20 protein-coding genes are annotated in these 26,387 nt (G+C 34.7%); 12 read left to right on the forward strand and 8 right to left on the reverse strand.

Annotated elements, in window-relative coordinates; translation table 11 throughout:
* Nucleotides 1–53: 53 nt before the first annotated feature.
* From MWU65_RS15350 to MWU65_RS15370, 5 genes are all read left to right on the forward strand, one after another.
* Nucleotides 54–2,084, forward strand: a complete 2,031-nt coding sequence (locus MWU65_RS15350; RefSeq protein ID WP_247079370.1) for a hypothetical protein — start codon at nucleotides 54–56, stop codon at nucleotides 2,082–2,084.
* 88 nt (nucleotides 2,085–2,172) lie between these two features.
* The gene (locus MWU65_RS15355; RefSeq protein ID WP_247079372.1) at nucleotides 2,173–3,123 is read left to right on the forward strand and encodes a hypothetical protein; all 951 of its coding nucleotides are present in this window, start codon (nucleotides 2,173–2,175) and stop codon (nucleotides 3,121–3,123) included.
* 198 nt (nucleotides 3,124–3,321) lie between these two features.
* Entirely contained in the window at nucleotides 3,322–4,602 is a 1,281-nt protein-coding gene (locus MWU65_RS15360) for a DUF5690 family protein (protein ID WP_247079374.1), read from the forward strand.
* The gene (locus MWU65_RS15365) at nucleotides 4,592–5,752 is read left to right on the forward strand and encodes a TIGR03364 family FAD-dependent oxidoreductase (protein WP_247079375.1); all 1,161 of its coding nucleotides are present in this window, start codon (nucleotides 4,592–4,594) and stop codon (nucleotides 5,750–5,752) included. Before MWU65_RS15360 ends, MWU65_RS15365 begins: the two co-directional genes overlap by 11 nt.
* 2 nt (nucleotides 5,753–5,754) lie before the next feature.
* Entirely contained in the window at nucleotides 5,755–6,426 is a 672-nt protein-coding gene (locus MWU65_RS15370) for a phosphonatase-like hydrolase (protein ID WP_247079376.1), read from the forward strand.
* Between the two features lie 52 nt (nucleotides 6,427–6,478).
* On the opposite strand, the gene MWU65_RS15375 is transcribed toward MWU65_RS15370, so the two are convergent.
* The 4 genes from MWU65_RS15375 to MWU65_RS15390 form a co-directional block, all read right to left on the reverse strand.
* Nucleotides 6,479–9,211, reverse strand: a complete 2,733-nt coding sequence (locus tag MWU65_RS15375; protein WP_247079377.1) for a PD-(D/E)XK nuclease family protein — start codon at nucleotides 9,209–9,211, stop codon at nucleotides 6,479–6,481.
* Between the two features lie 68 nt (nucleotides 9,212–9,279).
* Complete coding sequence (locus MWU65_RS15380) at nucleotides 9,280–10,638, reverse strand: OmpA family protein (protein WP_247079378.1); 1,359 nt, start codon at nucleotides 10,636–10,638, stop codon at nucleotides 9,280–9,282.
* A gap of 113 nt (nucleotides 10,639–10,751) precedes the next feature.
* A complete protein-coding gene (gene kbl, locus MWU65_RS15385) occupies nucleotides 10,752–11,945 on the reverse strand; it encodes a glycine C-acetyltransferase (protein WP_247079379.1) in 1,194 nt (397 codons plus the stop codon).
* A gap of 2 nt (nucleotides 11,946–11,947) precedes the next feature.
* Nucleotides 11,948–15,091 carry a UvrD-helicase domain-containing protein gene (locus MWU65_RS15390; RefSeq protein WP_247079380.1) on the reverse strand — a complete coding sequence of 1,048 codons (3,144 nt, stop codon included), beginning with the start codon at nucleotides 15,089–15,091 and terminating at the stop codon, nucleotides 11,948–11,950.
* 98 nt (nucleotides 15,092–15,189) lie between these two features.
* On the opposite strand from MWU65_RS15390, the gene MWU65_RS15395 reads away from it, so the two are divergent.
* Complete coding sequence (locus MWU65_RS15395) at nucleotides 15,190–15,798, forward strand: superoxide dismutase (protein WP_247079381.1); 609 nt, start codon at nucleotides 15,190–15,192, stop codon at nucleotides 15,796–15,798.
* 796 nt (nucleotides 15,799–16,594) lie between these two features.
* Here MWU65_RS15395 and MWU65_RS15400 read toward each other — a convergent pair.
* The 4 genes from MWU65_RS15400 to MWU65_RS15415 all read right to left on the reverse strand — a co-directional run bounded on the left by MWU65_RS15400 (nucleotide 16,595) and on the right by MWU65_RS15415 (nucleotide 20,750).
* Complete coding sequence (locus MWU65_RS15400) at nucleotides 16,595–18,493, reverse strand: amidophosphoribosyltransferase (RefSeq protein WP_247079382.1); 1,899 nt, start codon at nucleotides 18,491–18,493, stop codon at nucleotides 16,595–16,597.
* A gap of 45 nt (nucleotides 18,494–18,538) precedes the next feature.
* Nucleotides 18,539–19,465 (reverse strand): PfkB family carbohydrate kinase, encoded by a 927-nt coding sequence (locus tag MWU65_RS15405; RefSeq protein ID WP_247079384.1) that lies wholly within the window; start codon nucleotides 19,463–19,465, stop codon nucleotides 18,539–18,541.
* 85 nt (nucleotides 19,466–19,550) lie between these two features.
* Entirely contained in the window at nucleotides 19,551–20,183 is a 633-nt protein-coding gene (locus tag MWU65_RS15410) for a ribonuclease H family protein (protein WP_247079386.1), read from the reverse strand.
* Nucleotides 20,184–20,750 carry a phosphoribosylglycinamide formyltransferase gene (locus MWU65_RS15415; protein ID WP_247079388.1) on the reverse strand — a complete coding sequence of 189 codons (567 nt, stop codon included), beginning with the start codon at nucleotides 20,748–20,750 and terminating at the stop codon, nucleotides 20,184–20,186.
* 163 nt (nucleotides 20,751–20,913) lie between these two features.
* Between MWU65_RS15415 and MWU65_RS15420 the strand changes: the two genes are divergently transcribed.
* The 6 genes from MWU65_RS15420 to MWU65_RS15445 all read left to right on the forward strand — a co-directional run bounded on the left by MWU65_RS15420 (nucleotide 20,914) and on the right by MWU65_RS15445 (nucleotide 26,248).
* Nucleotides 20,914–21,147, forward strand: coding sequence for an acyl carrier protein (locus tag MWU65_RS15420; protein WP_008269813.1), 234 nt, complete (start codon nucleotides 20,914–20,916; stop codon nucleotides 21,145–21,147).
* Between the two features lie 109 nt (nucleotides 21,148–21,256).
* On the forward strand, nucleotides 21,257–22,507 hold the full coding sequence (gene fabF / locus MWU65_RS15425; RefSeq protein ID WP_247079390.1) for a beta-ketoacyl-ACP synthase II: 1,251 nt from the start codon (nucleotides 21,257–21,259) through the stop codon (nucleotides 22,505–22,507).
* Nucleotides 22,508–22,511: 4 nt separating this feature from the next.
* Nucleotides 22,512–23,249: a ribonuclease III gene (rnc, locus tag MWU65_RS15430; RefSeq protein ID WP_247079392.1), complete on the forward strand. Its 738-nt coding sequence runs from the start codon at nucleotides 22,512–22,514 to the stop codon at nucleotides 23,247–23,249.
* A gap of 117 nt (nucleotides 23,250–23,366) precedes the next feature.
* Nucleotides 23,367–23,831, forward strand: a complete 465-nt coding sequence (locus MWU65_RS15435) for an IPExxxVDY family protein (protein WP_247079394.1) — start codon at nucleotides 23,367–23,369, stop codon at nucleotides 23,829–23,831.
* A 2-nt stretch (nucleotides 23,832–23,833) separates the two neighbouring features.
* Nucleotides 23,834–25,276: a pyruvate kinase gene (gene pyk / locus MWU65_RS15440; RefSeq protein ID WP_247079395.1), complete on the forward strand. Its 1,443-nt coding sequence runs from the start codon at nucleotides 23,834–23,836 to the stop codon at nucleotides 25,274–25,276.
* 129 nt (nucleotides 25,277–25,405) lie between these two features.
* Nucleotides 25,406–26,248, forward strand: coding sequence for a helix-turn-helix domain-containing protein (locus MWU65_RS15445; RefSeq protein ID WP_247079396.1), 843 nt, complete (start codon nucleotides 25,406–25,408; stop codon nucleotides 26,246–26,248).
* Nucleotides 26,249–26,387: the final 139 nt, after the last annotated feature.

A 26,387-nucleotide genomic window follows, 5' to 3' on the forward strand; every position in this document is an offset into this window, starting at 1 on the left:
ATTAAGAGGGTTGACGTCAATGATTGATAATAAACAGCAAAAAAAGAAAAAAAATGAGAACACTACATTTTATTACAATACTACTGTGCCTTTTGATGAGCACTATTGTTGAGGCACAAACGTTCCAAGACAATATTACTAATGAACCAATGGGAGAATTTCCCAGCAAATGGGATGTGGTTGCTGGGATGGCTACTGTAGATCAATTAGGTGGTACTAATGCTATAAGTATTATGCATGGAGGTATAATTATGCCAATAGTTAATGACCAAACGAACAACTATCTGGGTGATGATTTTACTGTAGAGTTTGATATGTTTTTTGGAAAAACTTCATCCATTTATGGTCAACGTATTTTAATAAGACTTTGGGAAGGTTCACGTGGGTATCGAGAGGGTGACATTTCTTATCAGCCAATAACTTTAAAACGTGATGGGTTGGAAACTAATTGGGCTGATCCACAATCAGGTGCTGCCAAAAACTACTTAAAAGAACTATACACTTTAGAACCTATTTGGCGTCATGTGAAAATAGAACATAATGCTGGAAAACTTAAGATATATGTTGATCAAAATTTGTTGCTAAACATCTCAAGGTTTAAAATGCAACCTTCTATGATTTCCATTGGTGGCGGTATTAATGACTCTCAAAATCCTGCAAAAGTGGGGATTAAAAATGTTATTATAACGGACTTAGGCGAAGCACAAATAGGAGAAACAGAAAAAAACTTACAAAATGGCACAAAAATTATCATCATCGTTGATAAAACGACTAAAAAAGTACAGAACATAGAATTGTTTGAAACTATGAAAGATCCTGTACTGGTGGCTGAAAAATACCCAAATAGCATCTTGCATCAAGGAATGTTATATGGCAATTATACCTTAGTTCCTAATAGTGATGCCGTTTTAGCATTCAATACTAATGAGAATTTTATTCCAGGCGATACTTTCATTCCTAGCGCACAATTCACTAAAAACTTTGAATTTCTTCCATTAAAAGGGGCCAAAAGTTTTATGTTGGGAAATCAATTCATTCCAGGGGACCAATTCATTCCAGGTGACCAATTCATTGCCGGTGATACATTTAATTTTGGTTCCATCAACACCAAAATACTACAAAACAATAATGGTATGGTATTTTTTAAATCGGCGTCATCTAATCCATCGTCTGGCTATAGTGTAACTAAACTTCCTGAAAAGACCGTTAATAAAAATACTGACCGATTTCCGGATCCAAAAGAGGATACAACAGATAACACTTCTAACACTGTATTTGACCCAACTAAAACCCACGAAGATGAAATAATGGACGCAACCATTGAAGTTCCTGAGCTGGTAGGACCTATTGATACTTCTATCATACCTCAAATTATACCAACAAAACCCATAGAAAAACCAATTAAGTTAAAAGTGACGCTTACTGATTTGGTGTGTATAAAAAAGCGAGGGTCTAAAGATGTTGAATATGAATTTTTTCAATCCATTAATTATACAACAAATGATACTGATAAAATTGCAATAGAAAAATTATATGGTAACAAAAAAATAAAAAATCATTGCATTGAAGATGTAGGATCAATATGTATTCAATTTAAAGACAATACACTAGCACATCCAAAAGGTTCTGGTGACTCTCAACAAATAGCCCTATCTCAAACAGGCAAAAAGGAAAGTAATATTATGAATGCTTTAATTTTTGAAATATCACCACAAGAGATTTCTGATACATCTGCAAAATTTTTAATTAAAAGTTGTTTAAACGACTATGGTTCAGGAAGTTTATTCTCTGATGTTAAGAATCTATACAACTCATACATCGAAGTTGATATCTATCACATTTTAACAGATTTAATATTAGCAAAAGAAAGTAAAAATTTAGAAGGCTTTACGGTACCCTTTCACGACCCAGAAATAATGAAAGCTAAATATGGCTTGTTTAAAACTTACGATAGTGGTCCTAATGCAAAGTTATGGGTAAGACAAGTAGGCAAAACCTTAGAAGGCCCTATTTCTTTAGGTAACACATCTGATAATAATGGTTTGCGTGCTGCTGCTTGGATAAAATTTGAAATACTTGATTAAGTTTATAATACATCTCATATAGTACTTGTATGCCTTTTTTAGGATAACTAATATAGCCGCACCATTATTTAAGACTAAACCTTTCACTATGAAAACAATTTTTAACCATTTAGGAATTAAAATTTTCTTGATCAGCTTTTTTTTTATCAGCTGTAAAACAGAAAAAAAATCAGATGAACTACAGAAAAAAATACCACTTGTAAATGAAAATGTAATTACGGTGGTGACACAAAACATGGAGTTTCAAATGGTAGATACCATCCCTTCTGGTTGGAACACCTTTGTGTATAAAAACGAATCGAATGAAACGCATTTCTTTTTGTTGGATAAATACCCTGAAGAGAAAACTATTGAAAATACCCTAACCGATGTAGCTCCCGTTTTTGCAGAAGGGATGGATTTGATTAACAATGGAAAATCTCAAGAGGGCTTTGCGGTATTTAATAAGTTACCACCGTGGTATTTTGAAATCGTTTTTTATGGTGGTGTAGGACTGATTGCTCCTAAACATACGGCAACTACAACCGTTAAATTAGATCCTGGCTATTATATTATGGAATGCTATGTTAAAATGCCAAATGGGAAGTTTCACACTTTAATGGGAATGGCGAAACCCGTCATTGTAACAGAGGAAGATAGTGGTAACACCCCACCAGAGGCCACAGTAAATATTACACTTTCTGGTGAAACTGGAATATCTTATGACAAACCTATTACAACAGGGAAACAGGTTTTTTCTATTTTGGTAAAAGATCAAAAACCACATGAAAATTTTATATGGCATGATGTCAATTTAGTAAAACTAGAAGATGCTGTCACTGAAGAAACCTTAGAAGCTTGGATGGATTGGTCTCACCCTAAAGGGTTAATTACACCCGTGCCAAAAGGGCTTACTTTTTTAGGCGGGGTTAACGATATGCCCACAGGAAGTACAGGATATTTTACGGTTAATTTAAAACCTGGTAAGTATGCACTTGTGTCAGAAGTACCTAATACAATTCGTAAAAATATGTTAAAGACATTTACCATAGCGAATTAATAATAATCATGATGGACAAAATTGAATATAAAAATGGATTAAAGCGATAAAAAAACGACTTCTCATTAACGATATCCTTACAATTAAGCTGCTTTTTAATAAAAATTTCATAACACTGTAAATCTTCTAATAAGTTAAAATTAGCATTTATTTGTCACTGTCTAAAACAGGCTATTAATCAAAAATTTTAATTTATTAATGCTACGAAATAGTGCTAAAATTAGTTTTATCCTAAAGGCTTCTTTTGCTGCATTTGGTACTTATTTTTGTATGTATGCATTTAGAAAACCCTTTTCTGTAGCTACTTTTGAAGGCTTGGCGTATATGGGAATAGATTATAAAATTCTTTTAATAATTGCGCAAGTCTTAGGTTATACATTATCTAAATTTTTAGGTATTAAGATCATTTCTGAAATGAAATCTTCAAAACGTACTTTTTATTTAATTGGTTTTATTCTACTTGCGGAGCTAGCACTATTAGGTTTTGCCTTAATCCCGGCTCCATATAACATTGTTTTCTTATTTTTAAATGGTATCCCTTTAGGAATGATTTGGGGTCTTGTTTTCTCTTATATCGAGGGTAGGAAAGCGACAGAAATTTTAGGTGTAGTATTATGCTCTAGTTTTATTGTCTCCTCTGGAGTCGTAAAATCTGTAGGTAAATATGTAATGGATACATTACATATTGGTGAGTTTTGGATGCCCTTTTTTACGGGCCTATTCTTTATTATTCCTTTATTACTTTTTTCAATTTTACTAGAAAAAATTCCCGCTCCAACACAGGAAGATATTTTAGAAAAATCTGAAAGAAAACCACTAAACAAAACGGGGCGTGTTCAATTATTTAAACAATTTGCACTACCGCTCACCCTTATCATTGTGTTTTATATATTCCTAACTGCCATACGAGATTTTAGAGACAACTTTGCTAGAGAATTATGGGATGCTTTAGGTTATGAAGGCAGCACCTCAATATACGCCTTATCAGAAATTCCAATTGCTATTACTGTTTTACTTATTTTAGGAGGAATTGGTGCCATTAAAAAGAATAAAAAAGCATTTGCTTATTATCATTATATTTTAATTTTTGGCTGTGTTGCCATTGTAGCATCTACTTTGGCTTTTCAATTACAAATCATTGAGCCAGCCATATGGATGGTCATCTCCGGGTTTGGAATGTATATCTGTTATGTGCCTTTTAATGGGCTCTATTTTGATAGGATGATAGCCACCTTTAAAATTAAAGGAAACGTTGGATTTCTAATCTATATTGCTGATGCCTTTGGTTATTTGGGGAGCGTATCCATCTTATTGTACAAAAATATTGGTCGGGCAGAATTGTCGTGGTTAGATTTCTTTGTTTACTGCTTGTACAGTGTTGCATTTGTTGGTATTTTGGCAACGCTCATTTCATTCCTCTTTTTTAAAAATAAACATAAACCAGCATTAGAATCCAGTAATTTATTATATGAATACTAATACATACGACCTCGTAATCGTAGGCGGGGGGGCCTTAGGTACTTTCCACGCATACCACGCACTTATTCAAGGCTTATCTGTAGCCTTGATAGAAAAAGACACACATCCACAAGGAGCTACTGTTCGAAATTTTGGGCAAGTTGTGCCGTCTGGAATGAATTTGAAATGGCAAAACTATGGTAGGGAAAGTCTAAAAATATACAAATCCATTCAAGCTAAATTTGACATTAGTATTCGGCAAAATGGAACCGTTTATATTGCATCCAATGAAGAAGAACTTCAACTAATTGAAGAGTTACATACCATTAATAAGAAAAATAACTATGAGTCCGCATTGTTGACAAAAGAAGCGTGTTTAACAAAATATGCTGGACTTAAAAATGAGTATTGCAAAGCGGGATTGTTTTTCCCGCAAGAAGTGACGGTAGAACCTAGAACTATGATCCACAAATTGCGTGAATATATGGTTAAAGACTTTGGTCTAGCATTTTTTAGCAATACTACGGTAACCAACACCACAGAATTAAACGATAAAGTTCTTATTACTGCATCTTCAGGTAAAGCGTTTTATGCTTCTAAGGTAATTATCTGTAATGGAAGTGATTTTAAGGCATTGTACCCTGAGGTGTATAATGATAGCGATTTGGTTGTTTCCAAATTACAGATGCTACAAACAAAACCGCAAAAAAACTATACATTAGATGGCTCCATCCTAACAGGATTAACCATTAGAAGGTATGAATCTTTTGAAGAATGTCCTTCGTATAAAACTATAAAAGCCCAAGAAAATCCAAACAGTTTAGAGAAAAAATACGGAGTTCATATTCTTTTTAAACAAGCTCTAGATGGTTCTGTCATTATAGGAGATTCTCATGAATACGCTAGTGCCAAACACAGTGACCAATTAGGGTATGACCTTAATATGGACATTGATAATTTTATGATTGAAGAAGCTAAAAAAATAATTAATCTACCCACCTATACTATTCAAAATCGTTGGGCTGGTTTTTATTCGCAATGTAAAACAACAGATGTTTTTGAACATAAAGTAAGCAACAATGTACATATAGTAACCGGTATTGGAGGTAAAGGAATGACTGCAAGTGCCGGATTTGCTAAAAATAGTTTAACACGGATTATAAATAAATAAGCATGACAAAGATAAAAATGGTGGTTTTTGATATGGCCGGAACCACAGTAAATGAAGACAATGTAGTATACAAAACCTTACACAAAGCAATTAACAAAAGTGGCGTTTCCGTAGACTTGGATACTGTTTTTGAATATGGTGCAGGAAAAGAAAAGTTCAAGGCTATACAAGATGTTTTAATAGCATTAGGCAACAAAACCGCGGATGCACAGGCCATTTTTGAAAATTTCAAAACAATGCTAGATGAGGAATACAAAGTGCTAGATGTAAAGCCAATCAACGGTGTTGAAACCGTTATGTTGCAATTAAAAAGGGACAATATTAAAGTAGTCTTAAATACGGGTTACAATAGTAAAATAGCAAACCTATTATTAGAGAAGCTACATTGGAAAAAAGGCACACATTACGACGCCTTAATAACAGCTGATGATGTCGTAAATGGGCGCCCACACCCTGATATGATTTTTAAAGCTATGAAATTAATGGGTATAGTAGAAGCAGCAACTGTTTTAAAAGCTGGTGATTCTGCCATAGATATTGAAGAAGGTAAAAATGCAAATTGTGGAATTACCGTTGGTGTTTTATCTGGAGCACAAACCAGAGCACAAATTGAAAAAGAGAATCCTACTTATATTATTGATTCATTAGCCTCTCTTGCACAAATTATTAGCTAATAATTCCTCTTTTTTCCTAGTATCCCTTGCCTTTTTTATAAGACAAGGGTTTTTATTTTATCTCTTTTTCCACAAAGGGTATTGAAGGGTCACAAATTTCCAAAACTAGTGCATGTAACTCTTTTTCAAACAATGCAATTGTATCTGCGGTTATATTTGTAGATTTATCGTTCTTAAATTTTAAAATACCCGCCTTTAAGTTTTTAAAAGAAAATATCCCTGCTTCTACATTTGTTATTGGGGTGTTTTTATGAAACATATAGGCATAACACAACAACTGAAATGCCTTGCTTTTATCATAATTAACTATAAGGTCATCCCAAGAAGTTACATTCAAGTTCTTCTGTTCTACTTTCCCCGTTTTATAATCTATAACACGCAACATTCCGTCTACCTCATCTATCCTATCTAGCTTTCCTTTGATTAATACCGGGAACCCTAATTCTGGTAAATTTATGGTGGTACTTAAGGCCATTTCTAAGCCCAATATTTTAATCCGATACTTTTTAGCGGCTTCAATCTCTAGTTTAATAAAGGTAGCTACATATTTTAAAACTACATGGTAGGCAATTAGGTTTTTGCCTTGATCTAAACTAACATTGGCATAATTTAAAGCAAAATGTTTTTTAACTACTCCTTCTATAGCGGGTACTAGTTTTGCTAATTTTTCTGGTTCTAAGAAAGTGTTCAAAAAAGGAGCGTAAAGTTCGTCTAATGTCTCATGTACTATGGTCCCAAAGGTGTTGGCTGCTACGGTTTCTTCTACCTCTTCCACATCATTAATTCTCAAAATGTTTTTTTTATAGAAGTCCAACGGATTTCTAATATAATTTGACAATGAGGTTGGCGAAAAACCATTGCTTGCTTTTTCCTTTAGTAACTGCAGTAGGTGATCATCTTTGGTTATGGAACCCATTTTTTTCTTAGGCGATTTTATAGCAGAATACGCAATCTTTTGCTGTATATACTTCGCCATATTTTCATCAGCCAGAAGTTGCCTTACTAACCTACTAACTTCCCCACCTTCTAACACATCTGGTTCGGTATTATATACTATATAAATGTTTTTGGCCCGTTGTAACAATCGGTAAAAATGATAGGTGTATACCGCATCCTTTTCCTTGTAGGTGGGCAAACCGTACATTTTCTTTATATCAAATGGAATAAAGGAATTATTCGATTTTCCAGAAGGCAGAATTCCTTCATTCACTGAAGTTATGATCACCGTTTCAAAATCTAGGTTCCTGCTTTCTAACATTCCCATAATTTGAAGCCCTTTTAATGGCTCTCCCTTAAAATCCAGAGTCTCCTTAGATAAAAGTTCCTTATACAGACCAAAAAGGGATTGTATATCATTGATAAAAGGATAGGTAGCAACCAACTCATGCAATTGATTAAACAATTGATGAAAACGATACAAATATTCTAACTCTAACCCATTTTCAGTACTATTTATAGCCTCTTTAATTGCTAAAATAAGCGCCAAACATTGCTCTAAAAACAGCTTAGGTGTTAATTTATCTTCAAAAAACAAAAGCCCTAAGTAGTCGCTTTTATCCTTGACTAAAGATTTAATCTTTGCAGCATCTACATAGATCCAATTTTTGGTTTTAATCTGTTCACAAATAACATCTGCTATATTTCCATCACTTCCAGAAAATAAGATTTGTAAATAAGGGTGATTTAAAAGTGTAGTGATTTGCTGGTAGTACCACCCCTGGGAATCCTCCCTAGTATAAATATCGAACATTTGTGAAAACAAACTTTCTAAGGGAGTTTGGGTTAGCGGAAAACCCATGGTAATATTTATATTAGAAATTGATTCTGGAATTGCATTTATCAAAGGGTTTAAAAGCGATTCATCACCTAATACTATGGCGGTATTTGCTAACTGTACACTGTTATTTTCTTGTAAATCCCCTAATAAACCACCTACGTATTTAGCCTGAGAAACATTTTTAGGGACTCCAGTTATTTCAATAAGTTTAGGATTCTGATATTGTATTGTAGAGCTAACTAAGGGTTTGTCTTTATACAACCCCCATTTACTCTTAAACTGACGCATAAAAAAACCGGCATCATGCACAGGGTCTTTATAGAAATAAGGATCTATATCCCAATATATTTCTGAATTGGTCTTTTCTAGAATTGTTTGGATAATAAGTTCTTCTGCCGTATTCAAGGCATTAAACCCAATAAACAAATGTTTGCTTTGCTTCGTATCTTCAATATAGGGATCTAAATTTGCACAAGCTTGCCTATATACCAAGCCTTGGTGTCCTAGACCCTTATCCATTAAAGAAGTGTTAAAAGAGCCGTACAAGGCTTCTAGTGAATCCCAAAAAGCAATATAATTGCGAATAATGGCACTGTGTTCCTTTTCTAAAGACCAGTGGTTAATTTCTTGTATGGCATTTAGGTGTGAAAATATTTTTGAAGTATCTACAAGATATCGGTCAATCTCGTTAAAATCTTGCAACAGCGTATTTCCCCATTTTGAAAAAGCGTAAAAACCGTCCTTCTCTCCTTGAACCACATTGACGTAGGCTTTATACAACTCAAACAATTGTTGGGTAGTAGAAGCATAGGCTAGGCCAGATATGTTTTCTACAAAATCTTCAACACTTACTATTTCTGGAGCAAATATGGTAGCATCTATATGTTTAGAAATAGAATTTCTAAGAAAAGCGCCTGCACGCTTGCTGGGTAATACAAAAATTAGGTTCTCTAAGGAGCCTTCTTTTTTAATAACTGAAAGGAGTGTTTCCTCTAAAAAACTTTGCATAGGGTAAAAATAAAAAAAGCCCCGCAATTGCGGAGCTTTTTCTATAAAATTAGAGTATTAAACTCTTATTATTTTACTAAGTTGATCTCAACTCTTCTGTTTTGAGTTCTACCAGCTCTAGTATTGTTAGTAGCCATTGGCTTATCTTCACCGTAACCTACAGCAGATAATCTAAAAGCATCAATACCTTCAGCAACTAAGAAATCTTTTACAGAAAGTGCTCTAGACTCAGATAATTTTTGGTTTAAAGAAGCACTACCTACACTATCAGTATGACCTTCTACTGTAAATTTAGCAGTAGGATACTCTTTTAAGATTGTAATGATATCTACCATTACACTTGTAGATGCAGCTTTAATTGAAGATTTACCAGTATCAAACAAGATAGTTCTAGCATAATCATTCAATTGCTTTTGAACAGCTTCAGTTACTTCAGGACAACCGTTGTTTGCAACAGTACCAGCAACTTCTGGACATTTGTCATCTTTATCTAATACACCATCATTATCTTTATCTTCGTAAGGACAACCATTGTTAGCAGCAGGACCAGCTTCAGAAGGACATTTGTCATCTTTATCAGCTACACCGTCACCATCAGCATCAGGACATCCGTTTAAAGCTTTAGAACCAGCTTCGTTAGGACAAGCGTCATCTTTATCAGCGATACCATCACCGTCAGCATCAGGACAACCGTTCATTTCTTTAGAACCAGCTTCGTTAGGACAAGCATCTTTGCTGTCTTCAATACCATCACCATCAGCATCAGGACAACCGTTGAAAGCTTCTAAACCAGCAACTTCTGGACAAGCATCATCTTTATCATAAACACCATCACCATCTGTATCAGCACCACCAAATTTGATAGCAAGACCAGCTAAGTGTTGGAAATGTTTAACGCTATAATCTTCAAATCCGTGCTTGTAACCAGTTTGTAAAGTTAAACCTATGTTCTCAGAGAACCAGATGTTTAAACCAAGACCAGCATTAACTGTTCCTGCTCCTATATCATCTACCCAAGTATAACCACCACCTATTTCAACAAAAGGATCGATCGTTGTATTTTGTAAGAATGCATATTTAATTGCACCGTCTAAGCCATAGTAAGAAAGGTCATCAGCAGCCCAATCTCCTAATTTGTCAATTCTATTTAAAGAACCTCTTGCTCCAACAGAAAAACCATTACCTACATATTTATTAACTGCTATGTAAGAAATAGAAGGAAGAATGTTCCAGTGATCAGTAGCATTAAAGTACTCATCGAACATTTCTCCAGTAACGTAAGCGGCGTTGTCATCATTAGTTGGCCACATATCAACTGCGTTCGCACCAAAAGTAATCTGCCAAGGATTATTCTCGTCTTGCGCTTGTATGTTGTTAACACCCACTATAAGTAGGACAACAACCATTAATTTGCTAAGATTTTTCATGCTTTAAAATTTAAGTTTTAAGTGTTTGTAAGCTGCAAATGTAAGTTGTTAGGATTTATTAACAAAATCAAACAACCATTTTTTTAACATTTTCAATAAAATATTTATACCAACTATATAATATTCAGTTCTTTTCCAACTTCCGTAAAGGCTTTTATGGCTTTATCTAAGTGTTCTTTAGTATGAGCAGCAGATAATTGAACTCTGATCCTCGCCTTATCCTTAGGAACTACAGGAAAGAAAAATCCGATTACATAAATTCCTTTTTCCAACAGCATATTCGCCATTTTCTGAGAAAGCTTAGCGTCGTACAACATTACGGGTACAATGGCAGAATCGCCATCTATAATATCCAACCCTGCTTCTTTCATTCCTTTTTTAAAGTATGCTGTATTTTCGGCTAGCCTATCTCTTAAGCTTGTATCCGTATCTAACATTTCAAATACCTTAATAGATGCGCCTACAATTGCCGGTGCCAAAGAATTAGAAAATAAATAAGGTCTTGAACGTTGCCTTAAAATTTCTATAATCTCTTTTTTTCCTGTGGTATAGCCACCCATTGCACCACCTAAGGCTTTTCCTAAGGTTCCTGTAATAATATCTATACGGTCTAAAACACCTTTTTCTTCTAGTGTTCCACGTCCCGTTTCTCCAATAAATCCGGTAGCGTGGCATTCATCAATCATTACCATAGCATCGTATTTATCTGCCAAGTCACAGATTTTATCCAATGGTGCTAACAGACCATCCATTGAGAAAACACCATCAGTTACAACAATTTTAAATCTGGCACCGTCTGCATTAGCTTGCTGAAGCTGCTTTTCTAAATCGGCCATATCATTATTGACATATCTATATCGCTTTGCTTTACACAAACGAACCCCATCTATAATAGAAGCATGGTTTAAAGAATCTGAAATAATGGCGTCATCTGCTGTTAATAAAGGCTCAAAAACGCCCCCATTGGCATCAAAGGCCGCAGCGTATAAAATAGTATCCTCTGTCCCATAAAAATGAGCTATTTTAGCCTCTAAGGTTTTGTGAATATCTTGGGTACCACATATAAAACGCACAGAAGACATCCCAAAACCATGCGTATCCATAGCATCTTTGGCTGCTTGAATAACTTCTGGATGCGATGACAAGCCCAAGTAGTTATTTGCACAAAAGTTAATCACTTCTTCTCCTGTATTAATTTTGATCACTGCATCTTGGGGAGATGTTATGATACGTTCTGTTTTGTAAAGACCCGCTTCTTTTATGGCGTCTAACTCGTTTTGTAAGTGTTCTTTAATTTTTCCGTACATAATTAAGGTATAAATTGTGGAATTATTTGTTCATTTATATAGACTATAATCTTATCAGCTACCGTATAATTCATAGCTTCTAAGGCGTAAGCATAAGTATTTAACTGTTCATGGTATTTTTTATTTTCTGTCCCTGTCTTATAATCAATTATTGTTGCTTGCTTATGCTGAATTACAACTCTATCTGGACGCAAAAGTAAGCCATCTTTTGTAATTATATCCTTTTCATTCTTAACAATATTTCCTTCTTGGTAGTACTTTGCCAGCTGCGGATGCCCTATTACCTTCATTAGCTTTTCTTTAACCTCAACTGAATCTGCCATACTTAAGTCACCATCCCGAATCAAAAGGGCAATGGCCTTATCAATATCTTTAGCGGTTTCTATATGTCCCAGAAGCAAATGGATAAGATTCCCTTTTTCCAGGGCTTCCTCCCTACTACTTTCCCAAAGCATTCCAGATCGTGTTAAAATTTTAAAACTGGGTCTATCCTTGGTAGAATATTGGTAAGCTATATGGTTCACTACTTCTTTTTCTTTACCGGCTATGGCCTTCTCTAATAAACCAAAACCATAGGTTAATTGTTCTGGATTGTAGATTCCTAAGTTTTTAAGATAATGAACAAACAAACCAGAATACCTATTCATATTGGGCTCCCCTTTACTGTTTATTTCATTTTTACTAATAATATACAATCCTTTTACAGCTCTTGTAAGGGCTACATATAACACATTAAAAGCATCGAGTTCCATTTTACAATGCTCTTCTGTAAATAATTGGGCCGCTACGGCACCATACTCTTCCATTTCTTGTTTTTTAGAAACTAGCATTTCTGAAAAACCATTGAATTTTTCTGGAGCAACAGGTAGCCATATTTTTTGATCTGTGTTGTATATCAGTGAATTGGCAAATGGAAAAATAACAATAGGAAATTCTAATCCTTTAGACTTGTGAACCGTCATAATTTGAACGGCATTGATATTGTCTGGTGCTTTTAGTGAAAGTTTGTCCTTTTTTCGTTCCCAGAATGATAAAAAAGTTTGCACTCCAACACCATCTTTTTGTTCCACATCTAGAACCTCATCCATGAGACTCGTTAAATAAGCATCGGATGATTCTACCAATTTAAATTGATGAATGGCCCTTTCCAAGCCATCGTAAACCGAGGATTGCTTCAATTTATCCACTACAAAACCATAGTTGGCTAATAAAAGCGCAGCCAATGATCTTAAATGACACTGTATAAAATCATGTTTGTTTTCTTCATTCCTTGCTAAAAAATACAGCAGCTCATAAGCGGTATCTAAATCTTTTGGCTGGGTACTGTATTTCAGTAAATTGACGAGAAAATTAACCTTATCACTACTCTTTAATAACAAAGATTCGGATGAAATTATAGGAATCTCTTGTTTGGTTAAAAAATCTGCCAATACATAACTATGATTGTTAGACCGTACCAAAATACAGATGTCACGATAACTGTATTCTTTTTCATCAACCAAATCTTGTATGGTTTCTAAAACTTTGGCACTATAAAGCGCATGATCATCTTCTTCCTTTTCATTGGGAATAAACGACAACTCCACAAAACCACCTTCCTTTGTATTTACTTCTTGGTTGTTCCCAGATACATACAACTGTTCGTAAACTTGGTTGTGCAACAAATCACTAGACACTTTAAAAAAATCGTTGTTAAAATTTATTATTTGTGAATAGCTCCTATAGTTTTTTGGCAGTTCTGCCGTTACTGGCTCAATTACATAAGGCCGTGTGGTTTTGTTCGCTAAATCTATAAATTGTTCTGCCTTTCCTCCACGCCATCTATATATAGCTTGTTTGGCATCACCGACCAACAAAAGAGAACCCATTTCACCATATTCATCTAAACTTTCTAAGGCATTACCAATTAAAGGAACTAGGTTATCCCATTGCAATTCTGAGGTGTCTTGAAACTCATCTACAAAATAATGTCTGTATTTTTCTCCTAATCGTTCATAGATAAAAGGAGCTGGCTGATTTTTTATTTCGTTAGAAATAATGCTATTAAAAGATGCCAAGGTGAGCTGATCTCGCTCTACACAAATTGCCTGGATCTCTTTTTGTATTTCATTCAATACCGTTAAGGGCACTATATTGCTATAAACGTTTTTGTAAAAAGCTCTTTCAAAAACATACTTTTTAATCAGCTCAAAATCAACACTAAATTGAGGGTGTAACCCATCCAAAATTGATTTAATTTCTGATTTACATGATTTCGCATACAACGCCTCGGTTTCAAAATTTTGTTTCCAACCTGCTGAATAATCTGTGCTAAATTCCCCCCCCGCTACTTTTAGAATAAATTTGGGAAAATAGCTCGCTTTAAAATTTCCAAATTCTAGGCCGTTGGCTTCAATAGTATCTAAAATACGAGCAGCTGTACTTTGGGCATTTCCTTCAATAACTTTGATGTTTTTTTGAATTGTTTTCTTTAATTCCAAAAAATCTGAAATACCCTTGTTTTTGAAACTTTTTAATGGAGCAATGTTGTTCTCATTAAACAGCATTTTACCCACTTTATTTAAATCTATAGAAATATCCCAACTCTTGTCATCGTCAATTTTTTCAAAAGTAAAATCCAACAAGGTAGCTGTTAATTGCCGATCTGTTCCTGCTCTGTTGATTAGCCTTTCTACAGCTTCTGCCAACAATACTTCTGTATCTAAAATAACCTCAAAATTTTGAGGAATTTTTAAATCCTTGGCAAAGGTTCGTATTAGTCGATGTGTAAATTTATCTATGGTAGAAATATCAAAAAAAGCATAATTGTGTAAGATGCTTTTATGGGTAGTTTTTGCTTTGCGTTGTAACTCTTGGGATGTGAATTGCAGTTCTTTGGCTACATCTAAAAAAAGATCGGATGCCTCATCCCCTTCCATAGTGGTACTAAAATCGTATAAATTATCTAAAATACGCTGTTTCATCTCATTAACAGCCTTATTTGTAAAGGTTATGGCTAAAATTTGCCCATAACTTTTGGCCGCATTGGAGGAAAGAATAATTTTAAGATATTCTTTTGCTAAAATGTAGGTTTTACCCGAACCTGCAGAGGCACTGTATATTTTATACGGAAAATTTTCCAATTGATTTTTAGCTGCAAAATACATAATATTACAATCTTCTTAACACAATATTTATGGAAAATGCCCTAGAAAATTGTAAATTTGAGCTACAAGTATTTTTTAACATCTAAATAAATATAATTATGGCTTTTAATTTACCAAAATTACCATACGCTTATGATGCGTTAGAACCACATATTGATGCTAGAACTATGGAAATTCACCATACAAAACATCACAACGGATATACAACAAATTTAAACAATGCTATTGAAGGCACGGATTTAGCTAGTAAATCTATTGAAGATATCTTAACCAATTTAGATATGAACAATGCCGCAGTACGTAACAATGGCGGCGGATTTTACAACCACTCCCTTTTCTGGGAAATTATGTCTCCCAATGGAGGTGGAGAGCCAACTGGTGAATTAGCTAATGCTATTAACGAAGCCTTTGGTTCTTTTGCTGAGTTTAAAGCTACTTTTTCTAAGGCTGCAGCTACACGTTTTGGCTCTGGTTGGGCTTGGCTATGTGTACACAAAGGCGGTAAAGTTGAAGTATGTTCTTCTCCTAACCAAGACAACCCACTTATGCCAGGTGTTGGTTGTGGTGGTTTTCCTATTGCAGGGTTAGATGTATGGGAACATGCCTATTACCTAAACTACCAAAACAGAAGACCAGATTACATTAATGGCTTTTTCAATGTCATTAATTGGGATAAGGTTTCTAAGCTGTATGCTGATCACAAATAAAAAATTCTTTTTACAACAAAAAAGCCGCTCTTTACAGAGCGGCTTTTTTTATGGTTAAAAAACGAAATTTCTACAAATAGAAAAGGATGGAGAAATCTCCATCCTTTTCATCCCAAATCTTACCATAAACTTAACCTACTTATGCTATGGCAATGCTAAATTACTGGTATTGTGTCTAATAAAAAAATGAAAAATGAAAAAAATTAAGAGAATTCGGTTAATATTTTCATAATGCACTGCTTACCTTTTGGTAAATGCTTGATTTTGAGCAAATAAAAAGGCGGAGTCTCCTCCACCTTTTTCCCCAAATCTTACCATGAACTTAACCTACTTATGCTATGGTCCTCCAAAAGTATCGTATTGTAATGGTAGTAAAAATATTATCAGTCAAAGTACTACGTTTATTAGACCAAGTGTTGTAATACACCTTTAATCTTTAATTTTTTAAGTTCCAGGAAAAATTAGAACAATAAAAAGGCGGAGTTTCCTCCGCCTTTTTCCCCAAATCTTACCATGAACTTAACCTACTTATGCTATGGTCCTTCAAAGGTATGCCACATAAATGCATTTCAATAATCTTTTGGATAAACGCCCGTATCATTAGTTAAACTACCTAAAATATAAAAAGACGGAGTTTCCTCCGTCTTTTTGCCCCAAATTTTACCATGAACTTAACCTACTTATGTTATGGTATTCCGAAATTAGCTCCACAATAGCCATTCTAAAACATAAATAAGTTAAAAGCCTTGATTTTGTCGATGAACTACGCCCGCGGGTGCATTTCATCGATTATTTTCTAATACGCTCTTTCACTTTTACCTTCGAAAAAATTAATAAACGCCTTATTTACAACGCGTCTTCCTCCTGGTGTAGGGTAATCTCCCGTAAAATACCAATCTCCCAAATTTTTAGGACAAGCGGCGTGTAAGCTTTCTACGGTTTGATATATAATCTCTACCTCAGCTTTCATTTCTGGCGGACTTAGTAGTTGCCCAATTTTTTTAGAAATTTCTACCGCTGTAAAAGGAGCATAAAACTCTTTCACATAATTAATAACATCCTTGTCGGCTGTATTTACCTGACTCAAACACTTCTTATAAATATCTTCCACCATAGAAAGCGTTCCGCGATCCTCATGAAGCGCCAATGCCGCCCTAAAGGCTATAAAGTCTTCCAGCTTTGCCATATCAATACCATAACAATCGGGATATCGAATTTGCGGAGCAGAAGAAACAACTATGATCTTTTTTGGTAATAAGCGATCTAATATTTTTAGGATACTCTTTTTCAAGGTAGTACCACGTACAATACTATCATCTATAATTACTAGGTTGTCTCCTTTATGTACAGAACCATAAGAAATATCATACACATGGGCTACAAGGTCATCTCTACTACTGTCTTGTGTAATAAAGGTTCGTAGCTTGGCATCTTTTATAGCTACTTTTTCAATCCTTGGTCGTACTTCTAATATGGCATGCAGTTCCTCAGAAGTAATTTTCCTACCAATAGACAGGATTTGCTCTTCTTTTTTGCGGTTTAAATGGTTCTGAGCCTCCTTAACCATACCGTAGAATGATGTTTCCGCTGTATTGGGTATGTATGAAAAAACGGTGTTTTTAATATCATTATCTATGGCCTCTAGAATTTGTGGGAAAAGTAATTTCCCTAACTCTTTACGCTCTTGGTAGATTTCCTTATCACTACCTCTTGAGAAATAAATGCGTTCAAAAGAACAAGCTTTGCGTTCGGTGGGCTCCAAAATCTGTTTGATTCCCATTTCTCCACTTTTCTTTACGATAAGAGCATGGCCCGGATCTAATTCCTTAACTTCTTCAAATGGTACATTAAATACCGTTTGAATTGCAGGTCTTTCCGATGCAACCACAACAACTTCATCATCTTTATAATAATACACGGGTCTTATTCCTGCTGGATCCCGAAGTACAAATCCATCACCATGTCCTAAAAGTCCGGCCATAGCATAACCTCCATCCCAGTTCTTAGCTGCCTTTCTAAGAATCTTAGCAACATTTAATCGTTCTGCAATAATAGGCGAGGCCTCTAGTTTGGTAAAACCCTCTTTCTTTATTTGTTTGTACAGTTTGGCGACAGCATCATCTAGAAAATGACCTATCTTTTCCATTACGGTTACTGTATCTGCCTTTTCTTTAGGGTGCTGACCTATTTGAATTAAATTATCAAAAAGCTCATTAACATTGGTCATGTTAAAATTACCCGCAACAATAAGATTACGATGCATCCAGTTGTTTTGTCTTAGGAACGGGTGCACATTTTCTATGCTATTTTTTCCAAAGGTACCATAGCGTACGTGCCCTAATAAAACCTCCCCTATATAAGGAATGTTCTTTTTTTGCAAGGCCACATCATCTACATATTCTGGATGTTCCTGCAGGGTAGAATTTATTCGATCATTGATTTGGGCAAAAATATCTTGAATAGGCTGGCTTTCTGCAGAACGCACTCTACTCATATAGCGTTCTCCTTGTTCCATATCTAATTTTATACTAGCAAACCCGGCACCATCTTGTCCACGATTGTGCTGTTTTTCCATCATTAGATACATTTTATTCACTCCGTAAAATGCTGTACCGTACTTTTCTTTGTAATACTCCAAGGGCTTTAAAAGCCTTATCATGGAAATTCCACATTCATGTTTAATGGCGTCACTCATCGCTTATAAATTGATATTAAAAAAAGCCCATGAAAGGGCTTGTGGTTATTGTAATTCTATATCAAACTGCGTTAATTCAGTAAACTGATGCAGTCTCTTATCTACTTCTTTTTTTTCTAGGTTTTCCATGCGTTCTGTTCCAAAGCGCTCTACACAAAACGAAGCCAAATTAGATCCGTGGATAACGGCATTCTTTAGATTGCTAAAAGACACATTAGCCGTTTGGGTTAAATACCCTACAAATCCTCCTGCAAAAGTATCTCCTGCCCCAGTAGGATCAAAAACCTCTTCTAAAGGTAACGCAGGCGCAAAGAAAACATTGTCGTCATTAAATAACAATGCGCCGTGTTCTCCTTTTTTAATGACCACATATTTGGGTCCCATTGTTTGTATTTTAGCTGCTGCCTTTACCAAAGAATATTCTCCGGTTAATTGCCTAGCCTCTTCATCATTAATTGTAATCACATCTATATGCTTAATAACTTCTAGTAATTCAGGCAAGGCATTGTCCATCCAAAAATTCATCGTATCCAACACTATTAGCTTTGGCTTTGTTGTCATTTGATTAATTACACTCATTTGGACGGATGGATGTAAATTTCCTAACATTAAAACATCGGCATCCTTATAATCTTCAGAAACTTTAGGAATAAAATCTGCCAAAACATTAAGTTCAGTGGCCAAAGTATCCCTTGAATTTAAATCGTTATGGTATTTGCCTTTCCAGAAAAAAGTTTTCCCACCTTTTATTACCTCTAAAGCAGACAAGTCTACTCCTTTACTAGCCAATAAGTCTAAATGTTCTTTAGGGAAATCTTCTCCTACTACAGAAACAATTGCAGCATCTACCTTAAACTGTGATGCGGCCAAAGCAATATAGGTTGCTGCTCCGCCAAGAATTACATCTGTTTTACCAAAAGGAGTTTCAATAGCATCAAAAGCCACAGTTCCCACAATTAATAATTTGCTCATAAACCTAGAATTTGGCGCAAAGATACGTTTTTGAAATAGTAAATCCGAAGCATTGGAACATCAATTTATAAAAAAAGAAAAAGAATTATTTACGTCCAAAATCCGCTGGAATTTCTCCCCATGCTTTGGTCTCCCATTTCACAACAGTCGTTTTATAGGTATTCGTGTTCAACCAATCAACCGCCCTGTCTATCAACTCAAATACATCTTTATTTTTTTCAGATTCCTTTAATTTACTGTTGCATTTTTTTTTGCGAATCCAGCTCATAGCTGTTCTAGAATCGGTGTACAAGATCCTTTCACTGTCATTTTTCTTAAGGTAGGCTAAGCCATGAACCAAGGCTAAAAATTCTCCAATATTATTTGTGCCTTGCCTAAATGGCCCCTGCCTAAAAAGTTCTTTGCCAGATTGTGTATCCACCCCCCTATATTCCATCACACCCGGGTTTCCACTAGAAGCTGCATCTACAGCAATGGAATTGTAATTTGGTTTTCCTATTCTTTGTAGCTCTTGTGCAGATAAAGTGCTGGTGAGTTTTTTTCCCTTATAATCGTCATAACTTCCATTAAAGGCTTTTTTTGCAGCCTCAAAGGAGAGAAAAGACTTATATTGCGCACCCTTTTCTCCCGAAATAGCAGCCTTACAGGCGGACCAAGAATCGTAAATTCCAGGTTTTTTACCCCTCCAAACTGTATAAAATTTGCCTTTTTTAGCCATTTAGTTTGATAAAAGTTGCTGAATTACCTTTGGAAAATGCTCGTATTCTAAACCATGTACTTTTTCTGCAATAGCTTCAGGAGAATCTGTGTCAGCAACTGCTGTTTTAGCTTGAAAAATGACGGCGCCTTCATCATAATTTTTAGTAACATAATGAATTGTGATGCCCGTTTCTACTTCTTTATTGTTTTTTACTGCATTATGTACATTCATTCCATACATCCCTTTTCCTCCATATTTTGGCAATAAAGCAGGATGTATATTTATGATCTTATTTGGAAAAGAATGTACAAAACTTTCGGGTATTTTTAATAAAAATCCTGCCAACACTATGAGGTCAGGATTTATAGATTTAAGGATATCTAGCAAACAATCTGATTTTGAAAATGACTGTTTATTAAAATATAATACGCTGATTTCTAATCTATTACACCTATCTATTACTTTGGCATCCCTTTTGTTTGTAAACACAGTGGCAATAGTAACCTTTGGGTCGTCCTTAAAGAAATTTGCAATGTTCTCAACATTAGAACCAGAACCAGAAGCAAGTAGCACAATACGTTTCATAAGGGACCAAAAAAAGTTAGTATTTAAGATAAAATAAGAGCGTAAAATTAACACTAATGAATTAAAATAAATTAAAAATTGTTACATTTTAACCACAAATGGTGTATTTAATCCAAAGTTTTTTATTTTTGCCATCAATTAAAATTATTAAAACCAAATTATTATGTCAGACATTGCATCAAGAGTAAAAGCTATTATCGTTGACAAGTTAGGCGTTGACGAAAACGAAGTTGTTACAGAAGCGAGCTTTACCAACGACCTAGGAGCGGATTCATTGGATACTGTTGAGTTAATTATGGAATTCGAAAAAGAATTCGATATTCAAATTCCAGATGACCAAGCAGAAAACATTGCGACAGTTGGTCAAGCAATAAGTTATATAGAAGAAGCGAAGTAATTTATTATATCTTGAACAAGATTATAAAATATCCATGTGGTAGTATTGCTGCATGGATTTTTTTTTATAATTTACACATTTCTTAATTGATTTAATAAAATTTAAGTTCATGCAATTAAAGCGAGTTGTAGTTACGGGTCTTGGAGCTTTAACGCCAATAGGCAATAACATAGAAGAGTATTGGGATGGATTAATAAATGGTAAAAGTGGCTGTGCTCCCATAACTTATTACGATGCAGAAAAATTTAAAACAAAATTTGCCTGCGAATTAAAAAATTATAATGCTGAAGATTTTTTTGATAGAAAAGAAGCACGTAAACTAGACAAGTTTGCGCAATATGCTATGGTTTCTGCGGATGAAGCTATTGCGGATTCCAAATTAGATTTAGAGGCTTTAGATAAATTTAGAGTTGGTGTTATTTGGGGCGCTGGTATTGGAGGTTTAGAAACTTTCCAAAACGAAGTCCTTAACTTTGCTGCTGGAGATGGCACACCCAGGTTTAACCCTTTCTTTATTCCTAAAATGATTGCTGATATAGCCCCTGGAAATATCTCCATTAAATATGGATTTATGGGTCCTAACTATACAACTGTATCGGCTTGTGCTTCCTCTGCAAATGCCATTATAGACGCCTTAAACACAATTCGTTTGGGTCATTGTGATGTTATTGTAACTGGTGGAAGTGAAGCCGCTGTTACCATTGCAGGTATGGGTGGTTTTGGTGCTATGCACGCATTATCTACACGAAATGATAGCCCAGAAACGGCCTCTAGACCATTTGACGCTACCCGAGATGGCTTTGTCTTAGGCGAAGGAGCTGGCACACTAATACTAGAAGAATATGAACACGCTATAGCAAGAGGCGCAAAAATTTATGCAGAAGTCGCCGGTGGTGGTTTATCTAGTGATGCATACCACATGACTGCACCACACCCAGAAGGGATTGGCGTTGTGCGCGTAATGCAAAATTGCCTAAAGGACGCTGGGTTAAAACCAGAAGATATAGATGCCATTAATACACACGGTACCTCTACACCCTTGGGAGATGTTGCAGAATTAAAAGCAATTACTAAAGTGTTTGGAGATCATGCTCCTAATATAAATATTAACTCTACTAAATCCATGACCGGCCATTTACTTGGTGCTGCAGGTGCCATTGAGGCAATTGCATCTATCCTAGCAATGGAACACGGCATAGTGCCACCCACTATTAATCATAAAGTAGTAGATGAAAATATTGACCCTTCATTAAATCTTACGCTCAATAAGGCGCAAAAAAGAGAAGTAAATGTTGCACTGAGCAATACTTTCGGATTTGGTGGGCACAATGCATGTGTAATCTTTAAAAAACTTAGTTAAAATAATGAGTTTGATTTCTAAAATATTTAATTCCCACTCTAATAAGGGTGGGGATTTTTATTTGGGAATATCTCATATCTTAGGCTTTAAGCCAAAGAATATTGACATCTACAAAAAAGCGTTCCTACACCGTTCAGCAAATAGGAAAGACGAAGATGGTAACCCAATGAATTATGAGCGATTAGAGTTTTTAGGAGACTCCATGCTGGGCACAATTATCTCGAAGTATTTATACAATGAAGTGCCCCTAGGTGATGAAGGTTACCTTACTAAAATGCGATCTAAAATTGTAAGTAGAGAGCATTTAAATGAGCTTGGAAAAGATTTAAACCTTATCAAATATGTTGAAAGTAGAATATCTAAGTCCCATTTTGGAGACAATATTCACGGCAATGTTTTTGAAGCCTTGGTTGGCGCCATATATCAAGATAGAGGTTATCATTATTGTGAAAAATTCATAGCCGAAAGGGTTATAGAACCCTATATAGACATTGAACTCTTAGAAGGTAAAGTTATTAGCTATAAAAGCTTAATTATTGAATGGTGTCAAAAACAAAAGAAACAATTTCATTACAATGTCTATGAAGATACAGGCAATGATACTCTAAAACATTTTGCAGTAAAATTATCAATAGACAATATCGTGGTTTCCAAGGCTAGGGCAACCTCAAAAAAGAAGGCCGAAGAACAGGCGTCAAAAAGGGCATTTTTTGCACTACAGAAAAAAATGAAGAAGGCTTAGAAAGAAAAGGTGCAAACTAAAACGTTTTCGTACTAAATACCATGCGTAAACCCTTAAACATACTAGGCTAGTATTTGTATTAATCCTATATTTACCCTTTCAGATATTAATAAGGATATGGCAACAACGCATAAAATTTCTGAAGATTTTTTTGAAGATTCTTTTTTATTAATTGCACTTCATAGTAATCTGGAAGATTATGCAATAGGGTACTCTTTTAATTTACACCTAAAATCTAACTTTAAAAGAGCAAAAACAGATTTGGATGTAAACCAGCATATCTCCTTTCCATTTTTTGAATGGGATGATATTAAAAATGATATTCGCTGGACATTAATAAGCAACCATAGTAAATTAGAAGAACTAGAGAAACAAGACGGTTTGTTTAGCAATGAATCTTCCTATACAACACATTACCTTATACCAGAACATAAAGAAGTAGATTATTTTTTAAAGATTGAGCAAGAAGACGAAAAGGAGCTGGAGTCTATTTTAAAACAGATTGTAAACATGCCTAACGTTGTAACTGCTTATAGTATTGATGTTGAAAACCTAAAATCTAAAAACAACTTAATTTTTTAAGAATGCCAAATAATAAAAAAACAAAAATAGTAGCAACATTAGGACCCGCTACAAGCACAAAAGAGGTTTTAAGAGACATGATTAATGCTGGGGTAAATGTATTTCGAATTAATTTCTCTCATGCTGATTATGCTGACGTTACAGAGCGTATAAAAATGATACGTGAATTAAGTGATGAGCTAGACTCTAACACTTCTATATTAGCAGATTTACAAGGGCCAAAACTTAGAGTAGGCGTAATGGCTGGTGAAGTTGTAGTTGCCCCTGGCGATAAAATTTCTTTTATAACTGGAAAACCTTTTGAAGGAACAGCAGAAAGAGTTTACATGAACTATGATAGCTTTCCTAAAGATGTAAATCCAGGGGAACATATACTTTTAGATGATGGTAAGCTTATGTTTAAAGTGCTTACAACAAATAGAAAAGACGAAGTAAAAGCAGAAGTTGTTCAAGGAGGCCCATTAAAATCTAAAAAGGGGGTAAACCTACCTAACACAAACATTTCCTTGCCTGCTTTAACCAAAAAAGATATTAAAGATGCCATTTTTGCCATTTCTCAAAATGTAGATTGGTTAGCTCTTTCTTTTGTTCGTTTCAGTCAAGATTTAATTGATTTGCAAAATTTAATTAAAGAACATTCAGAATATAAAATTCCTATTATAGCCAAGATTGAAAAGCCTGAAGCTGTAGAAAACATTGATAAAATTATTGCCTATTGCGACGGTTTAATGGTTGCTCGTGGAGATTTAGGTGTTGAAGTTCCTGCACATGAAGTGCCGTTAATACAAAAGCAATTGGTTTTAAAAGCCAAAAAAGCTCGTATTCCTGTAATTATTGCCACCCAAATGATGGAAACAATGATTACAAGTCTTACTCCCACTCGTGCGGAAGTTAATGATGTTGCCAACTCCGTAATGGATGGTGCAGATGCTGTGATGCTTTCTGGCGAAACTTCTGTAGGTAATTATCCCGTACAAGTAATCGAGAAAATGAGCAGCATTCTAATGAGTGTAGAAAATTCCGATTTAATTACCGTACCACTTAACCCACCGCATATTAGAACAAATAGATACATCACAAAATCTGTGTGTTACCATGCTGCTATAATGGCCAATGAAATTAAAGCCAAGGCAATTTCTACTTTAACCAATAGTGGGTATACTGCTTTTCAAATTTCTGCTTGGCGACCAAGTGCACACATATTAGTATTTACTTCTAATAAAAGAATATTAACACAATTAAACCTTTTATGGGGTGTTAAAGCTTTCTATTATGACAAATATGTTTCAACAGATGAAACTATAGACGATGTAAATGCTATTGCTTGTAAAAAAGGATTCCTAGATGTTGGTGATATGCTGATTAGTCTAGCTGCTATGCCAATAAAAAATAAAGGAATGGTAAATACATTGCGAATTACAGAAATAGAATCTAGTGATTTATAATATTTAATAACCCATCAAGGTTATAAAATCCCAGACTATGTCTGGGGTTTTTTTGTTTTTAGTTGGCAATGTAAGTCTATGAGAAAATATAAGACTATTAACTTATATGGTATTTATAAATACACCCTTATGAAGTTTGCATACACTGATACTAAAATTGGTTCTGTTTTTGGAATGACGGACGATATAAAAAAACACCAAACATATTTTAATACCAATAAAGACACTATTAGTATTTTATGGAACAAAAATAACACTCCAATATTTATAGAATTAGACAATACGCCTATTGCATTACAACCCAACCAATTAATAACAACCACCTATTTACATTACATTTCTTATCAAAAAACAGAAAAGCCATTAACCGCCTTTATGTTTAACAGACCTTTTTACTGTATACGAGATCATGATAGTGAAGTGTCTTGTAACGGGATTTTATTTTTTGGCACACAAGAGCTTCCAATAATCACAATACCAAAAGAACAACAACGAAAGTTTAACACCTTATACGAGATCTTTATAGATGAATTTAGCACCTCTGATAAGATACAAGGAGATATGCTTCAAATGCTCCTTAAAAGACTTATAATTATCTGTACACGTTTGGCTAAAGACCAACTTACCTTAAAGAACCTAAACAACGAACAAATAGACCTGGTTCGTAAATTTAATGTTTTGGTTGATGAGCATTATAAGACCAAGCGAAAAGTCAGCGATTACGCAGAACTACTCTTTAAAAGCCCTAAAACACTTTCTAATATCTTTGCCCTATACCAACAAAACACACCGCAACAAATAATATTAGGTAGGATTGCCTTAGAAGCAAAACGACTTATGAATTTTACAGATAAGCAAAACCAAGAAATTGCATATGATTTAGGCTTTAATGACCCAGCTCATTTTAGTTCTTTCTTTAAAAAAATGACTACCTATTCACCTACTCAGTATCGCGAATTACAAAAAAACTAAGCTTCGGGAAATTTCTACAAGCCGTCGGGAAATTACTATTAACAAAAACTTTGTAATAGGACGCATCTTTGCATTGTAATTAAAAACAACGCAAAGATGAATTCGATACATACTTCTTTATTTAACCTAATCGAAATAT

This window comes from Cellulophaga sp. F20128, assembly GCF_023015805.1.
Taxonomy (GTDB): Bacteria; Bacteroidota; Bacteroidia; order Flavobacteriales; family Flavobacteriaceae; genus Cellulophaga.

What these genes read in the sequence shown, in the direction of transcription:
- MWU65_RS15350 (WP_247079370.1), top strand. Translation starts at nt 54, where the DNA reads ATGAGAACACTACATTTTATTACAATACTACTGTGCCTTTTGATGAGC.
- MWU65_RS15355 (WP_247079372.1), top strand. Translation starts at nt 2,173, where the DNA reads ATGAAAACAATTTTTAACCATTTAGGAATTAAAATTTTCTTGATCAGC.
- MWU65_RS15360 (WP_247079374.1), top strand. Translation starts at nt 3,322, where the DNA reads ATGCTACGAAATAGTGCTAAAATTAGTTTTATCCTAAAGGCTTCTTTT.
- MWU65_RS15365 (WP_247079375.1), top strand. Translation starts at nt 4,592, where the DNA reads ATGAATACTAATACATACGACCTCGTAATCGTAGGCGGGGGGGCCTTA.
- MWU65_RS15370 (WP_247079376.1), top strand. Translation starts at nt 5,755, where the DNA reads ATGACAAAGATAAAAATGGTGGTTTTTGATATGGCCGGAACCACAGTA.
- MWU65_RS15375 (WP_247079377.1), bottom strand. Translation starts at nt 9,211, where the DNA reads ATGCAAAGTTTTTTAGAGGAAACACTCCTTTCAGTTATTAAAAAAGAA.
- MWU65_RS15380 (WP_247079378.1), bottom strand. Translation starts at nt 10,638, where the DNA reads ATGAAAAATCTTAGCAAATTAATGGTTGTTGTCCTACTTATAGTGGGT.
- kbl (WP_247079379.1), bottom strand. Translation starts at nt 11,945, where the DNA reads ATGTACGGAAAAATTAAAGAACACTTACAAAACGAGTTAGACGCCATA.
- MWU65_RS15390 (WP_247079380.1), bottom strand. Translation starts at nt 15,091, where the DNA reads ATGTATTTTGCAGCTAAAAATCAATTGGAAAATTTTCCGTATAAAATA.
- MWU65_RS15395 (WP_247079381.1), top strand. Translation starts at nt 15,190, where the DNA reads ATGGCTTTTAATTTACCAAAATTACCATACGCTTATGATGCGTTAGAA.
- MWU65_RS15400 (WP_247079382.1), bottom strand. Translation starts at nt 18,493, where the DNA reads ATGAGTGACGCCATTAAACATGAATGTGGAATTTCCATGATAAGGCTT.
- MWU65_RS15405 (WP_247079384.1), bottom strand. Translation starts at nt 19,465, where the DNA reads ATGAGCAAATTATTAATTGTGGGAACTGTGGCTTTTGATGCTATTGAA.
- MWU65_RS15410 (WP_247079386.1), bottom strand. Translation starts at nt 20,183, where the DNA reads ATGGCTAAAAAAGGCAAATTTTATACAGTTTGGAGGGGTAAAAAACCT.
- MWU65_RS15415 (WP_247079388.1), bottom strand. Translation starts at nt 20,750, where the DNA reads ATGAAACGTATTGTGCTACTTGCTTCTGGTTCTGGTTCTAATGTTGAG.
- MWU65_RS15420 (WP_008269813.1), top strand. Translation starts at nt 20,914, where the DNA reads ATGTCAGACATTGCATCAAGAGTAAAAGCTATTATCGTTGACAAGTTA.
- fabF (WP_247079390.1), top strand. Translation starts at nt 21,257, where the DNA reads ATGCAATTAAAGCGAGTTGTAGTTACGGGTCTTGGAGCTTTAACGCCA.
- rnc (WP_247079392.1), top strand. Translation starts at nt 22,512, where the DNA reads ATGAGTTTGATTTCTAAAATATTTAATTCCCACTCTAATAAGGGTGGG.
- MWU65_RS15435 (WP_247079394.1), top strand. Translation starts at nt 23,367, where the DNA reads ATGGCAACAACGCATAAAATTTCTGAAGATTTTTTTGAAGATTCTTTT.
- pyk (WP_247079395.1), top strand. Translation starts at nt 23,834, where the DNA reads ATGCCAAATAATAAAAAAACAAAAATAGTAGCAACATTAGGACCCGCT.
- MWU65_RS15445 (WP_247079396.1), top strand. Translation starts at nt 25,406, where the DNA reads ATGAAGTTTGCATACACTGATACTAAAATTGGTTCTGTTTTTGGAATG.